This is a genomic window from Pantoea sp. alder81, from assembly GCF_020179835.1.
In the GTDB taxonomy this organism is placed as follows: Bacteria; Pseudomonadota; Gammaproteobacteria; order Enterobacterales; family Enterobacteriaceae; genus Pantoea.
Genome location: NZ_JAIUDA010000009.1, coordinates 220,517 through 235,380, shown reverse-complemented (window position 1 = coordinate 235,380; position 14,864 = coordinate 220,517). Strand labels below are relative to the sequence as shown.

The 14,864-nt window shown below is 55.0% G+C and carries 12 protein-coding genes; 5 read left to right on the top strand and 7 right to left on the bottom strand.

What is annotated here, in order from left to right; all coding sequences use genetic code 11:
- Position 1 precedes the first annotated feature (1 nt).
- The gene (locus LBW88_RS21945; RefSeq protein WP_224934223.1) at positions 2 to 544 is read left to right on the top strand and encodes a 1,2-dihydroxy-3-keto-5-methylthiopentene dioxygenase; all 543 of its coding nucleotides are present in this window, start codon (positions 2 to 4) and stop codon (positions 542 to 544) included.
- A gap of 182 nt (positions 545 to 726) precedes the next feature.
- On the opposite strand, the gene mtnA is transcribed toward LBW88_RS21945, so the two are convergent.
- On the bottom strand, positions 727 to 1,746 hold the full coding sequence (gene mtnA, locus LBW88_RS21940; protein WP_224934222.1) for an S-methyl-5-thioribose-1-phosphate isomerase: 1,020 nt from the start codon (positions 1,744 to 1,746) through the stop codon (positions 727 to 729).
- 105 nt (positions 1,747 to 1,851) lie between these two features.
- Here mtnA and mtnK point away from each other — a divergent pair, with 105 nt between their 5' ends.
- A complete protein-coding gene (gene mtnK / locus LBW88_RS21935) occupies positions 1,852 to 3,051 on the top strand; it encodes an S-methyl-5-thioribose kinase (RefSeq protein WP_224934221.1) in 1,200 nt (399 codons plus the stop codon).
- Between the two features lie 40 nt (positions 3,052 to 3,091).
- On the opposite strand, the gene fadE is transcribed toward mtnK, so the two are convergent.
- Positions 3,092 to 5,536 (bottom strand): acyl-CoA dehydrogenase FadE, encoded by a 2,445-nt coding sequence (fadE, locus tag LBW88_RS21930; protein ID WP_224934220.1) that lies wholly within the window; start codon positions 5,534 to 5,536, stop codon positions 3,092 to 3,094.
- A 243-nt stretch (positions 5,537 to 5,779) separates the two neighbouring features.
- On the opposite strand from fadE, the gene lpcA reads away from it, so the two are divergent.
- Together lpcA and LBW88_RS21920 are read left to right on the top strand one after the other, a co-directional pair.
- Positions 5,780 to 6,358 (top strand): D-sedoheptulose 7-phosphate isomerase, encoded by a 579-nt coding sequence (gene lpcA, locus LBW88_RS21925; protein ID WP_224934219.1) that lies wholly within the window; start codon positions 5,780 to 5,782, stop codon positions 6,356 to 6,358.
- A gap of 50 nt (positions 6,359 to 6,408) precedes the next feature.
- Positions 6,409 to 7,176 carry a class II glutamine amidotransferase gene (locus tag LBW88_RS21920; protein ID WP_034825349.1) on the top strand — a complete coding sequence of 256 codons (768 nt, stop codon included), beginning with the start codon at positions 6,409 to 6,411 and terminating at the stop codon, positions 7,174 to 7,176.
- On the opposite strand, the gene dpaA is transcribed toward LBW88_RS21920, so the two are convergent.
- Positions 7,147 to 7,890 carry a peptidoglycan meso-diaminopimelic acid protein amidase gene (gene dpaA / locus LBW88_RS21915; protein WP_100702183.1) on the bottom strand — a complete coding sequence of 248 codons (744 nt, stop codon included), beginning with the start codon at positions 7,888 to 7,890 and terminating at the stop codon, positions 7,147 to 7,149. The genes LBW88_RS21920 and dpaA overlap by 30 nt on opposite strands.
- Before the next feature lie 243 nt (positions 7,891 to 8,133).
- Here dpaA and dinB point away from each other — a divergent pair, with 243 nt between their 5' ends.
- A complete protein-coding gene (dinB, locus tag LBW88_RS21910; RefSeq protein WP_224934218.1) occupies positions 8,134 to 9,189 on the top strand; it encodes a DNA polymerase IV in 1,056 nt (351 codons plus the stop codon).
- A 195-nt stretch (positions 9,190 to 9,384) separates the two neighbouring features.
- On the opposite strand, the gene LBW88_RS21905 is transcribed toward dinB, so the two are convergent.
- From LBW88_RS21905 to pepD, 4 genes are all read right to left on the bottom strand, one after another.
- On the bottom strand, positions 9,385 to 10,455 hold the full coding sequence (locus LBW88_RS21905) for a sugar ABC transporter substrate-binding protein (protein ID WP_224934217.1): 1,071 nt from the start codon (positions 10,453 to 10,455) through the stop codon (positions 9,385 to 9,387).
- Between the two features lie 27 nt (positions 10,456 to 10,482).
- A complete protein-coding gene (locus LBW88_RS21900; RefSeq protein WP_166933644.1) occupies positions 10,483 to 11,481 on the bottom strand; it encodes an ABC transporter permease in 999 nt (332 codons plus the stop codon).
- Positions 11,478 to 12,983, bottom strand: a complete 1,506-nt coding sequence (locus LBW88_RS21895) for a sugar ABC transporter ATP-binding protein (protein WP_224934216.1) — start codon at positions 12,981 to 12,983, stop codon at positions 11,478 to 11,480. The genes LBW88_RS21900 and LBW88_RS21895 overlap by 4 nt, the downstream gene beginning before the upstream one ends.
- Positions 12,984 to 13,314: 331 nt before the next feature.
- On the bottom strand, positions 13,315 to 14,775 hold the full coding sequence (gene pepD, locus LBW88_RS21890) for a beta-Ala-His dipeptidase (RefSeq protein WP_224934215.1): 1,461 nt from the start codon (positions 14,773 to 14,775) through the stop codon (positions 13,315 to 13,317).
- Positions 14,776 to 14,864: the final 89 nt, after the last annotated feature.

Genomic DNA, 14,864 nt, shown 5'->3' with positions numbered 1-14,864 from the left:
CATGAGTGCACTGACCATCTTTAGCGATACCGAAGCCAGCCAGCCGTTGTGGCACAGTACTGATGCCGACGCCATTCGTGAGCGTTTGAATGCCAAAAACGTGCGTTTTGAGCGTTGGGAAGCGGATCGCGATCTGGGTAAAGATCCTGACGCGGAGACGGTGATCAAAGCCTATCAACACGCAATTGACCGTCTGGTGGCAGAGAAGGGTTATCAGAGCTGGGATGTGCTGAGCATGCGTGCAGACAACCCAAACAAAACGACGCTGCGTGAAAAGTTCCTCAATGAACACACGCACAGCGAAGATGAAGTGCGTTTCTTCGTCGAAGGTTCGGGTCTGTTCTGCCTGCATATCGGCGATGAGGTGTATCAGATTCTGTGCGAAAAGAACGACTTGATTTCAGTGCCGGAAGGCACGGCGCACTGGTTTGATATGGGCTCTGAGCCGCACTTCACCGCGATTCGTATTTTCGATAACCATGAAGGCTGGATCGCCAACTTCACTGGTGACAACATTGCGGAAGCTTATCCCCGCCTGGCTTGACGAACGGTGCGCATAAATGCGCACACGGCGAAATGGGATAAGCCATCACAAGGTCGCCGTTCATGGTGCATCTGACAATATGGGCACGTCATCGTAGGGTCGCCATTTATGGCGACCTTTTTATTTATTGCGCACGGTAAAGCACAGGATACGCCATCCCAGGCCGCTATTCTCAAGGCGCTCTAAGGCTGAAAAATCCCAGCCATAACCTGTTCTGGCGTCACCACGCCGGTATCTAACACCCAACCACTGATCAAGGCTGCTGGCGTGACATCGAACGCCGGGTTAAACACGGCTGCATTCTCCGGTGCCCACTGCACGCTACCAAAACTGCCGGATACGCCGGTCACTTCACTGGCGGCGCGCTGCTCAATCGGAATGGCATCGCCATTCGGGCAGAGGCGATCCAGCGTGGTGTGCGGCGCCGCAACATAGAACGGAATGCCGTGATAATGCGCCAGTACTGCCAGGCTGTAGGTGCCGATCTTATTAGCGACATCGCCGTTGGCGGCAATGCGATCCGCGCCGACCCAAATCGCATCGACCACACCGCGCGCTATCAAACTTGCTGCCATCGAATCCGTAATCAGTTGATACGGAATGTTCAGCTCGCCCAGTTCCCACGCGGTTAAACGGCCGCCCTGCAAAAGCGGACGCGTTTCATCCACCCAGACGTTTTTCACTAAGCCTTGCTGATGCGCGTGAGCAATCACACCCAGTGCCGTACCGACGCCTGCGGTGGCGAGGCCGCCGGTGTTGCAGTGTGTCAGCAGCTGGCTACCCGGCTTGACCAGCGCGCTACCGGCGCGGGCAATGTTGTCACACAGCAGTTTATCTTCCGCCACCAGACGCAACGCTTCGGCGCTCAGGGCGCTGACGTGATCGCTCTCCGCCAGCGCTAACTTCATGCGATCCAGATTGTTCATCAGGTTCACCGCCGTGGGGCGCGCCGCGCGCAACACCTCCAGCGCTTCCGCCAACGCCGCGCGGCTTTCACCTTGTTCGCCCAGCAGAGCGAGCAGCAGGCTGGCAGAGAGACCAATCAGTGGCGCACCGCGCACGCGCAGCGCATGAATGTGATCGACTAACTGGCCAACGGTGTGCGCAGGCAGCCAATTTTGTTGTTGTGGCAGTGCCTGCTGGTCGAGGATCCACAGTTGGTTATCGCGGACCTCAAGGCTGGTGGTACGAAGTGCTTGCATGGTGTGAAATCCCTGTTGCGTTAATAGCGGCTATTGTGCCAACATGCTTGACGGATGTATAGACGTCCAAACGGCTTATTACTATCGAATGTCGAGGAACAGGCAATGTCACAATACCGTACCTTCACCGCTGCTGATGCTGTGGAATATGCTCAAAAATTTGGCGGTGTCGACGATCCGTCAACGCTGGTCAGCGCAGAGGAAATCGGTGATGGCAATCTCAACCTCGTCTTCAAGATTTTTGATAACCAGGGTCAGAGCCGTGTAGTGGTGAAACAAGCGCTGCCGTACGTGCGTTGCGTAGGAGAGTCCTGGCCATTAACGCTGGATCGCGCACGTCTTGAAGCTCAGACCCTGGTCGAGCACTACAAACACTGCCCGGAGCACACGGTTAACGTCACCCATTACGATGCCGAACTGGCGGTGATGGTGATGGAAGATCTCTCCAGCCATCGCATCTGGCGCGGCGAGTTAGTGAATGGCGCATATTACCCTGAAGCCGGTCGCCAACTGGGCGAATATCTGGCGCAGACGCTGTTCCATACTTCTGATTTCTTCCTGCACCCGCACAAGAAAAAGGCTGAAGTGGCGCGTTTCATCAATCCGGAAATGTGCGAAATCACCGAAGACTTGTTCTTCAACGATCCGTTCACCGATCACGAGCGCAACAAATATACGGCCGCGCTCGAATCGCTGGTGGTCAGCCTGCGCACCGACGATGCATTAAAAATCGCCGTTGCCGGGCTGAAGCACCGCTTCTTCGCCGATGCCGAAGCCTTGCTGCACGGCGATGTGCACAGCGGTTCCATCTTTGTGGCCGATGGTAGCCTGAAGGTGATCGACGCGGAGTTTGGCTATTTCGGTCCGATTGGCTTTGATATCGGCAGCGCGATTGGCAACCTGCTGATCAACTACTGCTGCCTGCCGGGCCTGTTGGCTCCACGTGAGGCGGCAGAAGGGCGCGAACGTCGTCTGAGCGATGTGCATGAAGTCTGGACGCAGTTCTCCAGCCGCTTCCTCGAACTGGCACACGCTAAAACCGCCGATGTGGCGCTGGCGTATCCGGGTTATGCCGAAGCCTTCCTGCGTAAAGTATGGAGTGACACCATTGGCTATTGTGGAACAGAGCTGATTCGCCGCACCGTGGGCATGTCGCACGTGGCCGATTTTAAACAGATTGGCGATGACACGATGCGCACCGAATGTATCCGTAACTGCATTACCTTAGGACGTACGCTGATTCTGGCGGCGGATCATGTTGCAGATGTCGATGCGCTGATTGCACGGATTCGTCAGGCCGTTTGAGCCTGACAAAAAAAAGCCTCCATCAGGAGGCTTTTTTGTTTTATGCCGCTTCACTGGCACGCGTGGCGCCTTTCTCTTGCGGCTTCGGCGAGGCCAGCGCCTCTGGCACAAACTCATCCACGTTAATGGCTTTAAGACGACTGGCTTCTGCGCGCGTCAGCACTTTGGCTTCGCTCTCATCAATCCAGCCCTCCTTCAGTGCACGCTGTGCCAGCAGATCCAGTTGAGTAAACGACAGATGTTTTTTCTGCTGCTGACAGAGACGTTCATGAATCACTTCTGCCGCCATCACATCCTGCAGAGCTTGCTCGAGCAGACCGGCTGGGTTGTGTTCACTTGGCGTCAGATACATGCCGCGACCGAGGCGTGTACGGGTGGCAGAAGGCAATTGCAGCAGTTTCGCCAGCTTGTGGTCCAGTTTGTCAGACGGCGCCGGGCAATGTCTGCCACCGGCGAAGATCACCATGCGCAGTGCGCCAGCCACTAAACGATTTGGGAAGTTACGCAGCAGATCGTCCATCGCTACTTCAGCCTGATGCAGCGCATCCTGCACGCCCCAATGCACCAGCGGCAGATCGGCTTCGTTGCGGCCTTCATCGTCATAACGTTTCAGTGTGGCAGAGGCCAGGTACATCTGGCTCAGCACATCACCCAGACGGGCTGAGATGCGTTCACGACGTTTCAGGCTACCGCCCAGCACTGCCATGGAAACATCTGATAGCAGCGCGAGGTTGGCGCTCAGACGGTTCAGCTGCTGATAGTAGCGACGGGTGATGTCACGGGTTGGCGACGCGCTGGTGCGGCCGCCAGTTAAACCGAGCCACAGGCTGCGCACTTTATTGCTTCCCACATGGCCGATATGGCTGAACAAGGCACGGTCAAAGGCCACCAGGTCGTTTTTCGCAGCGGCGTTCATCTCTTCCAGTACCCACGGATGGCAGCGAATCGCGCCCTGGCCAAAGATGATCATGCTGCGCGTCAGGATGTTAGCGCCTTCCACGGTAATCGCGATCGGTGCGCCCTGGTAAGCACGCGCCAGGAAGTTGTTTTCGCCAAGCATAATGCCTTTACCGCCGGCGATATCCATCGCATCAATAATGGCGCGCTGGCCACGATGGGTACAGTGATACTTCACGATGGCCGACAGCACCGCCGGTTTTTCACCGAGCATAATGCCGCTGGTGATCAACGTGGCGGCGGCATCCATCACGTAAGCGTTACCGGCAATACGCGCCAGCGGCTCTTCAATCCCTTCCATCTTGCCGATAGAGACTTTGAATTGACGACGGATATGCGCATAAGCACCGGTAGCCAGCGCAATGCTCTTCAGGCTGCCTGTTGAGTTGGAAGGCAGGGTGATGCCGCGTCCCACAGAGAGACATTCCACCAGCATCCGCCAGCCCTGACCGGCCATCGCCGGGCCGCCGATGATGAAATCAATTGGCACAAAGATATCTTTGCCGCGAGTCGGGCCGTTCTGGAACGGGACGTTAAGCGGGAAGTGACGATGGCCAATTTCGACGCCTGGCGTTTGCGTCGGGATCAAGGCACAGGTAATGCCCAGCTCTTCGGTATCACCCAGCAGGTGATCGGGATCGGAGAGTTTAAACGCCAGGCCCAGCACGGTGGCAATCGGTGCCAGCGTGATGTAACGCTTATTCCAGGTCAGGCGCATACCGAGCACCTGCTGGCCTTGCCAGTCACCCATGCACACTACGCCGGTATCGGGAATCGCACCGGCATCAGAACCCGCTTCCGGGCTGGTCAGCGCGAAGCACGGAATTTCATCGCCGCGAGCCAGGCGCGGTAAATAGTGATCTTTCTGCTCATCGGTGCCGTAATGCTGCAACAGTTCGCCCGGACCGAGTGAGTTCGGCACACCCACGGTAATCGCCAGAATCCCGGATACGCCCGCCAGTTTTTGCAGCACGCGCGCCTGGGCATAGGCTGAGAATTCGAGACCGCCATACTCCTTCTTGATGATCATGGCGAAGAAGCGATGCTGCTTGAGATAAGCCCACAGCTCCGGCGGCAAATCGGCCAGCTCATGGGTGATTTCGAAATCGTTCGCCAGGCGGCAAGCTTCTTCCACCGGACCTTCAAGGAAGGCCTGCTCCTCTTCTGTCAAACGCGGCTGCGGATAGTTATGTAGCTTCTGCCAGTCTGGCTTGCCACGAAACAGATCGCCTTCCCACCAGGTGGTACCGGCATCAATCGCCTCTTTCTCCGTGCGTGACATCGGCGGCATCACTTTCTGGAAGCTGTGCAGCGCCGGTTTGGAGAACATGCTGCGACGCATGGCAGGCAGATTGAAAGGCAGCAGGATGATCGCCAGCGGCAGCAGCAGCCATGGCGTCCACAAGCCCGCAGCAGCCAGCCCGGCTGTCCACAGCAGCAAAATGGCACTGCTCAGTTTCAACGAAACTTGATGGTAAAAGAGGGCGCTAATCAAAATTAGCGTCGCGATAATCGAGGCAAGCAACATAATGAACCGCTCCGTAAGTTGTAAGAGGTCTGACCTGTTATAAAGTAAGGTTTAGAGCAGTGGCTGCTTTTTAGCAATCTGTTTACATCGCAATTACAACGGAACTCACAAAATCGCACTCTCTGAACACCAACAGAGCAAGAACGGCAAAGCCTGTGCATTTTTCCCCGATGCGGGCGCTTTGCGGCTTTGTCCCATTCCGTTAAACTTGCAGGGTAAATCTTTCCTCTAAAGGACATCCCTATGTATCAGGACATTATTCGCTCAGAACTCAATGAAGCAGCCGATACGCTCAATAAGTTCCTGAGTGACGAAGCGAACATTCACGCGATTCAGCGCGCGGCAGTCTTGCTGGCAGATAGCTTCAAAGCGGGTGGCAAAGTGCTCTCCTGTGGCAACGGTGGTTCTCACTGTGATGCCATGCACTTTGCTGAAGAGCTGACCGGTCGCTACCGTGAAAATCGTCCTGGCTACCCGGCGATTGCCATCTCTGATGTCAGCCACCTTTCGTGCGTGAGTAACGATTTCGGCTATGACTATGTGTTCTCGCGTTATCTCGAAGCGGTCGGCCGTGAAGGTGATGTGCTGCTGGGACTGTCAACTTCAGGCAATTCAGCGAACATCATCAAAGCCGTCGAAGCGGCACGTGCCAAAGGCATGAAAGTGATTACCCTGACCGGTAAAGATGGCGGCAAAATGGCAGGTACAGCGGATATCGAAATTCGCGTGCCGCATTTCGGCTACGCTGACCGCATCCAGGAGATTCACATTAAAGTGATTCACATCCTGATGCTGCTGGTCGAAAAAGAGATGGTTAAGTAATGACGCGTTCCTCCCGCCATCGCGGGAGGTTCTGACTTAAGGCGGTTGCTATGTGCGAATTGCTCGGGATGAGCGCCAATGTCCCCACGGACATCTGTTTCAGTTTTACCGGTCTGGTGCAGCGTGGCGGCGGAACCGGGCCGCATAAAGATGGCTGGGGCATCACGTTCTATGAAGGAAAAGGGTGCCGCACCTTTAAAGATCCGCAGCCCAGCTTTAACTCACCCATTGCCCGCCTGGTGCAGGAATACCCGATCAAATCGCATTCCGTGGTGGCGCACATCCGCCAGGCAAACCGCGGCGAAGTGTCACTGGAAAACACCCATCCGTTTACCCGTGAGCTTTGGGGACGTAACTGGACCTACGCGCACAACGGACAGCTGAAAGGCTACAAGCAGCTGGAGACCGGGCAGTTTCGTCCCGTAGGCGAAACGGACAGCGAGAAAGCCTTTTGCTGGATTCTGCATAAGTTGTCTGAGCGCTATCCGCGCACACCGGGTAACTGGCCGGCGGTGTTTCGTTACATTGCTGAGCTGGCGGCTGAAATGCGCGAGAAGGGCGTGTTTAACATGCTGCTGTCGGACGGCCGTTATCTGATGGCGTTCTGTTCCACCAATCTCTACTGGATCACACGCCGTGCGCCGTTTGGCAAAGCCAAATTGCTCGATCAGGATGTGGAAATTGATTTTATGCAGCAAACCACGCCAAAAGATGTGGTGACGGTGATTGCGACACAGCCGCTGACTGGGAATGAAACCTGGCACCGGATAGTGCCAGGCGAGTGGGCATTATTTTGCCTGGGTGAGCGCCAGGAATGACTTCGAGGCAGCATCCGGTGTGGAGATCACCGGCGTGCTGTTCACCGCATATTGACCTGTGGTCGTCACGTTAACCGTTGGCGGCACGTGGTACTTCTCAAAGTAGGCATAACCCGGCTGCAGTTCACGCCAGAAGTTAATGTACGTTGAGTAGCGATGACGCTGCATATTGCTGTCGGTCATGTGAAACGGATAGATGTTGATCTGAACATCCTGCTGGCCGTTACGCAGCGCAGCATTAACGTAAGTAAAGATCTCATCCATCGATGCATTGGTCATGGCGTAGCAGCCAATCGATACGCAATCACCGTGAATCATCAAATAGTTGCCGTCATAACCTTTATCACGATCGTACTGATTCGGGAATCCGGTATTGATCGCGCGGTAGAAACGGCTGTCCGGTTTTAACTGGTTCAGCTTAACGTTATAAAACCCTTCCGGACTTTTAAAATCGCCCTGACGACGTTTAGGCCCTAAACCGCCAGAGAAATTACAAATGCGATAGCTGTCCAGCAGACGATATTCATTACCGATTTTGCCGTACAGTTCCAGCGTACGCTCTTCCTTGAAAATCTGAATAAAAACAGGGGTACCAAGTAATTGTTTCTTTAACTCTTTGCTCACCGGCGCCGACGGTTGGGTTGGCTCTGGTGAAATGGCCCAGCTAAGGACTGGCATAAGAATCATCGCAAGCAACAATGCGATTCTGCCCATTCTGTGTGTACCTTGAAGTGAAGAGAGACGATGACGCTGAGCGTCCAGATATTGCATTATCGGAAATATCCGCTACCGCAGCGCAACATTAACATTGTCTGAGGTTTAATCAAGACAGTGTCCGTGAAAATGGTGCATTCCTAAAGGGATTACGACCAGATTTTTGTAAACTTTAATTCGTCGCTCGACATATATTGCCGAACTTTCTTTGTGCTGTATACTTATCCAGTATTCGGAGGGCGTATGCGCAAAATCATTCATGTCGATATGGACTGCTTTTTCGCGGCAGTTGAAATGCGCGACGATCCTTCATTAACGGATATCCCTATTGCCATTGGCGGCAGCCGGGTGCAGCGTGGTGTGATCAGCACGGCCAACTATCCGGCGCGTAAATATGGCGTGCGCAGTGCGATGCCGACAGCAATGGCGCTCAAGCTTTGTCCGCATCTGAAGTTACTACCCGGACGCTTCGACGCCTACAAAGAGGCGTCACGTCAGATCCGCGATATCTTCTCGCGCTATACCCCACTAATAGAACCCCTTTCACTGGATGAAGCGTATCTGGATGTGACTGACAGTGAACATTGTCAGGGCTCAGCGACGCTGATGGCGCAGGCAATCCGTGCCGATATCCTGCGTGAAACCGGATTAACCGCCTCTGCTGGCATTGCGCCGATCAAATTCCTCGCCAAGATCGCCTCCGATCTGAATAAGCCCAACGGGCAATATGTGATTACACCCCAGGTGATGCCGGACTTTTTACTGACGCTGCCGTTAAGTAAGATTCCCGGCGTAGGGAAGGTCGCAACGAAAAAGCTGGAAGAGATGGGGCTGCGCACCTGTGCCGATGTGCAGCGTGCCGATCTGGCGCTACTGCTGAAACGCTTTGGTAAATTCGGTCGCATCCTATGGGAGCGCAGTAACGGCATTGATGAGCGGGATGTGGTGGTGGAGCGCGAACGCAAATCGCTGGGTGTTGAACGCACGCTGATGGAAGACATCCACAGCTGGGAGCAGTGTCTGGCGATCATCGATTTCCTGTATGCCGAGCTGGATCGTCGATTAACCGATATTCGACCGGACAAGCAGATCGCGCGTCAGGGCGTAAAACTCAAATTTAATGATTTCCAGCAGACCACGCAGGAACATGTCTGGCCGGTGCTGAACAAGGACGACATGATCGCGGTGGCGCAGCAGGCGTGGGATGAGCGGCGTGCAGGGCGCGGCGTGCGACTGGTGGGCTTGCATGTGACGCTGGTGGATCCCCAACTGGAGCGGCAGCTGGTGTTGGGTTGGTAAACGCGGCGGATTAAACAGCGTGATGCGGGTCAGCGGCGAGTGTTCTGTCTTTCAGATGCAAAGATCCGCGCAGGCCATTTCTGATACGCATAAAAAAAGCTGCCAAAGTAAAAACGGCAGCTCTTCTTGAGTCTGGCTTAGCTAACCAGCATGACGGCTTGATGCCCCTTCAGGGTGCAACACTCGGTAGCTAAATCACTTCTTAGCGTACTTCGCTTCCAGCGTGGCAAACCACGGTGCCACAAAATCGTTGTTCACACCCCAGCCCGGAATAATCTTGTTCAGCGTTGCCACGTTAATGGCCCCTTGCTGGCTATTCAGTAACTGCTGCGAAATGGAAGACGCTTTGAACTCGTAGCTCGCCGGTGTGGCTTCACCCGCGATTTTATTCGCCACCAGGCGCATATTCACCGCACCGATGGTTTTTGGATCGACCGCGACCGTCTGCACCCATGGACTGTTTTTCTCATGCATCAACTGCAAATCCTGGTTGGACACGTCGATGCTGTAAATCTTGATCTCAGTACGACCATTCTCCTGCAGCGCTTTATAGGCACCCTGACTGAATGCGTCCCATGATGCCCAAATCGCATCCACTTTGCCTTTTGGATATTTCGCCAGAATCGCACCCACCTTGTTGGCGGTGTCGCCCTGTACATCGGTAGAAACCGCGCCAATGGATTCCAGCTGGTGGATGCCTGGGTTCTCTTTCAGCAGCTTCTCATACACCACCTGGCGGCGCTCCTGTGGCGGGAATCCTGCCACCCACAGTTTGATGATATTGGCTTTACCATGGAAATCACTGATCAGCTGACCCAGTGACGCCTGCGCCAGCGAAGCATCATCTTGCGCGGTCACGGTCACGCCATTGATCGGGGTATTGACCGGGGTATCAAACACAGACAGTTTGATACCTGCATCCACAATGTGTTGCACCAGGGCGGTGGAGTAGGGTTCTTTGCCGTGAGAGAGAATAATGCCGTCGTACTTCTGGCTGATCGCCTGGTTAACGAAGTCCTGGAAACGCGCATCATCACCGTTACTCAGAAAGGTACTGACTTTAAAGCCTAACTGGCGACCTTGCTGAATGGCACCGGCAATAAACTGGGTGGTGTTATCGTCTGAACCCAGGTTACGAATAATGGCGATGCGCACCGGACCTTCATGATTCGCAATCGTTGCAGGTACCGGGGTAACGGTATCGGCAAAGGCAGCGCTGGCGTTCAGCAGGCTTAACGCCAGCAGCGAAAGGGTAATTTTTTTCATTATGTTCTCTTTCTCAGTAAACGCGCCTTAACGGCGCTGAATGTAGGTAATCGCCAGGGCCAGAGCCAGCACCAGGCCTTTGATAATGTCCATGGCGTAATAAGGCACGGACAACATCACCAGCCCGTTCTGCAACACACCCAGAATCACTGCGCCCACCAGCGTACCGAGCGCGTTAGGTTTGCCGGAACCGGCCAGCGAGAAGCCAATCCATGCCGCGGCAACGGCATCCATCAAATAACCGCTGCCAGCATTGACCTGTGAGGAGCCAATACGCGATGCCAGCAGAATGCCGCCTAATCCCGCCAGCAGTGACGCCAGCACATAGGCCAGTACGCGATAGCGCGTGGTGCGGATACCGGAAAGGCGTGCGGCTTCTGGATTGCCACCCAACGCGTACATACGACGGCCATGCTTGGTCAATGACAGCGCCAGCTGTGCCACAATCGTCACCACCAGCATGATGATCACAATGGTCGGAACCTGACCCAGCAGGCCAAACGCCGCCGGAATGGTCCCTTCCGCCATATCGCCGCTCGGCATCACCATATTCTCGGTAATCGAACCGCCGAAACTGTAAGTCATCGCCACGCCCTGAATCACAAACAAGGTTGCCAGCGTAGCCAGCATGTCGGGAATGCGCAGAATCACAATCAGGAAGCTGTTGAGAAGCCCTACCAGGGTGCACAGCAGCAGCGTGATGATGATCGCTTCGGTGGTGCCGAAGCCGTGCCAGACGAAGAGTGAGATCACCAGCGCGTTGGCCAGCGAAGCGGTAGATCCCACCGACAAATCGAAGCCGCCGATGGTCAGTGAAATCGACACGCCAATCGCAATCACCGTGACGATGGCAATAGAACGCAGGATGTTGATGATGTTCGTCGGTTCAAGGAAGCTATCCGACGCCAGGCCAAACCCGGCGATCAGGATTACCACAGTCAGCAACATGCCCCATTTATAGAGGAAATCGAATAATTTATGACGCAGAGAAACCTGCGGGTTCAGGGATAGTTCTTTGCTGCTCACGCAGGGGTTCCTCCGGTGGAATAAAGCAATAGCATCTCTTCTGTGGCCTCACGACCTTCCATTTCTGCCACAATGCGCCCATCCCAGAGCACACAAATTCGGTCACATAAGCCGACCAGTTCGGAAAACTCGCCAGAGGCGTAAATGATGCCTTTGCCTTCACGCGCCAGACCGTCAATCAGGCTGAACAGATCGGTTTTCGCTTTAATATCGACGCCTTTGGTTGGCTCATCAAAGATCAGCACGTCAGCGTTATTGCGCAGCCATTTTCCTATCGCCACTTTTTGCTGATTCCCACCAGAAAGACGACGCAGAATCTGCGCCGGGCCGGTGGTGCGCACGTTGAGGCGTTGAATCACCTCTTCGGCCCAGCGCCACGCCTGACGATGACCGAACAGGCTCCAGCGGGAAAAACTATTGTCGGCACTGACGCTCAGGTTCATGCTCACCGGTTCATCGATGAAAATGCCTTCCTTACGACGCTCTTCTGGCACCAGCGCCATGCGGTTTTCAACCGAATCGTGCGGAGAGCGCGGTCGCCACGGTTTGCCGTGCAGTTCGCCTTTTTCCACACGACTTTTATTCGCGCCAAACAGCGCCTTGCAAAGTTCGGTTTTCCCCGCGCCCGCTAACCCGGCAATACCCAGGATTTCACCTTTGCGCAGGTGCAGAGAAATATCCGCCAGCAGTTGGTCATCGTGCAGACCTTCCACTGACAGCAGCAGCGGTTGTTCACTGCGCTCACGGCGGGGTGGATAAACATCGTTCAGCTGATGCCCCAGCATCTTCTCAACGATCTGCTCGCCGCTCAGGGCCGCCATTGGGCAGCTCTCAATCAAACGGCCATCGCGCAGCACGGTCAGGCGATCGCAGATGGCTTTCAGCTCGTGAATGCGGTGGGAGATGAATACCACGCCAATGCCGTTGCTCTGCAAGCGACGCACCACGGTAAACAGACGCTCGCTTTCATGCTGATCCAGCGGCGCGGTCGGTTCATCCAAAATGAGAAAACGGCAGTGATGGGAGAGGGCGCGGGCCAGCAGGATTTGTTGTTTCTCCGCCAGCGAGCAGCGCTCCACCAGACGATTAACATCAATGTTCACTTCCAGCTGATTGAGCAGGGCACGCGCCTGACGGCGGATCTCGCGCCAGCTATAAACATGGCCAGGTTCTGCCAGTTGATCGAGCAGGATGTTTTCCGCCACGCTTAACTGCGGCACGAGTGCTACATCCACTTCCTGCTGCACCAGATGAATACCGAGCTTTTTGGCATCACGTGGGGTACGAATCGAGACTGGCTGGTCATCCAGCAGAATTTCACCGCTGTAATGATGGTGCGCGCCGGATAGCACCGCCATCAGCGTGGATTTTCCCGCGCCATTGGCCCCGGTCAACGCATGAACCGATCCGCCCTCGGTCAGAAAATCGACCTGGGTCAGTGCGGCAAAACCGCCAAAAGCGATGGAGATATTACGCATCTCCAGGCGGTTAATCGCACTCATGGGGCAGGCCTTTCATTAAGAGAGTGGGTGGCATTTTTTCTGAAGCCATAACGCTGGGCAACAAACGAAAGCGCATAAGCTAGCACGAAATCTTATTAGCCATCCAGACATCTGGGCGTAACGGCGGCTAAACCTGAGGAAACCCTTAGCGCTAGTGATTTAGGGGGATAGAAAGGGATATTAGTAGCTGAATGTGCTACCTGCGGTTTTCCCCCTGAAGTGTACGCCCAATCAACAACGGCATTAAATTTGTAAGCAACCTCTTATGTCTGCAGATCACAGGCGTAAAAAAACCAGGCCGAAGCCTGGTTCCTTAAATCAAAGCGCGAACTTACGCCTTTTCTGGCACCACGCTCAACAGTGCGGTCAGCAGTTTCCAGTACAGGCCAACGCTCTCGATGTGCACCTGCTCATCCGGTGAATGCGGACCGGTGATGGTTGGCCCAATCGACACCATATCCATGTTCGGATATGGCTTTTTGAACAGACCACACTCCAGACCCGCGTGAATCACCTGAATGTTTGGCGTTTTGCCAAACAGCGCTTCATAGGTCTTACGCGTCAGCGCCATCACTGGCGAATCGGCATCGGGCTGCCAGCCTGGGTAGCCACCTTTCGGTGCGGTTTTTGCGCCAGCCAGCTGGCCCAGTGAGGTCAGGGTTTCCACCACCCAATCTTTGCCGGTATCGATCAGTGAGCGAATCAGGCAGATGATTTCAGCATTATCCTGATCCATGGTCACCACACCGACGTTCAGTGAGGTTTCCACCACGCCTTTGGCCACATCAGAATTGCGGATCACACCGTTCGGGGTGCTGTTCAGCAAATTGATAAAGCGGTCGCGGCTGTCAGTGGTCAGCGCCTGACCCTGATGTGCCAGTGGCTCGGTAGTTAATGCAATGTTCTTCTCTTTAATGCCCAGCTCGTTCAGCAGGGTTGCCTGGAAATGGGCCGCAGCCGATTTCAGGGCGTCCACTTTATGGCTGTCGACGGCCAGCGTGGCAAAGGCTTCACGTGGGATCGCGTTACGCAGCGTACCGCCGGTGAACTCAATCAGACGCACATCCAGTTCCTGCGCGTAGACCGCGAAGAAGCGCGCCAGCAGCTTGTTGGCGTTGCCCAGACCATGATGAATGTCGGCACCGGAGTGACCGCCTTTCAGGCCCTTCAGCGTCAGCTTCAGGGTTTCAAAGCCGGCAGGAATCGCTTCACGGCTTAATGGCAGGGTAGTGATGAAATCAATACCGCCTGCACAACCCATGTAGATCTCACCTTCCTCTTCCGAGTCAGTGTTGATCAGAATATCGGCCTGCAGCCAGTTTGGTTGGAGACCAAAAGCCCCGTCCATGCCGGACTCTTCCGTCATGGTCAGCAGCACTTCCAACGGGCCGTGAATCAGCGAGTTATCCGCCAGCGCGGCCAGCGCAGAAGCCATACCAATGCCGTTATCTGCGCCCAGCGTGGTGCCGCGCGCTTTGACCCACTCACCATCAACGTAAGGTTGAATCGGGTCTTTAGTGAAGTCGTGTACCGTGTCGTTATTCTTCTGCGGCACCATGTCGAGGTGCGCCTGCAGCGCGACCGGGGTACGATTTTCCATGCCCGCAGTGGCCGGTTTGCGAATCAGGATATTGCCGACCTGATCGCGCTCAACCCACAAGCCTTGCTCTTTTGCCCAGCTGACCACGTGCTCAGCCAGCGCTTCTTCATGATAAGAAGGGTGTGGAATGGAGCAGATTTTAGCGAAAATATCCCACAGCGGTTGGGGGGAAAGTTGCGACAATTCAGACACAATGCATCTCCTGTGTCAGCGCGGCGGACATACCGCTCGCACGCCGGGTTCCAGTGAAAGATCGCCGTCAGCACATCTGACGTGATGTG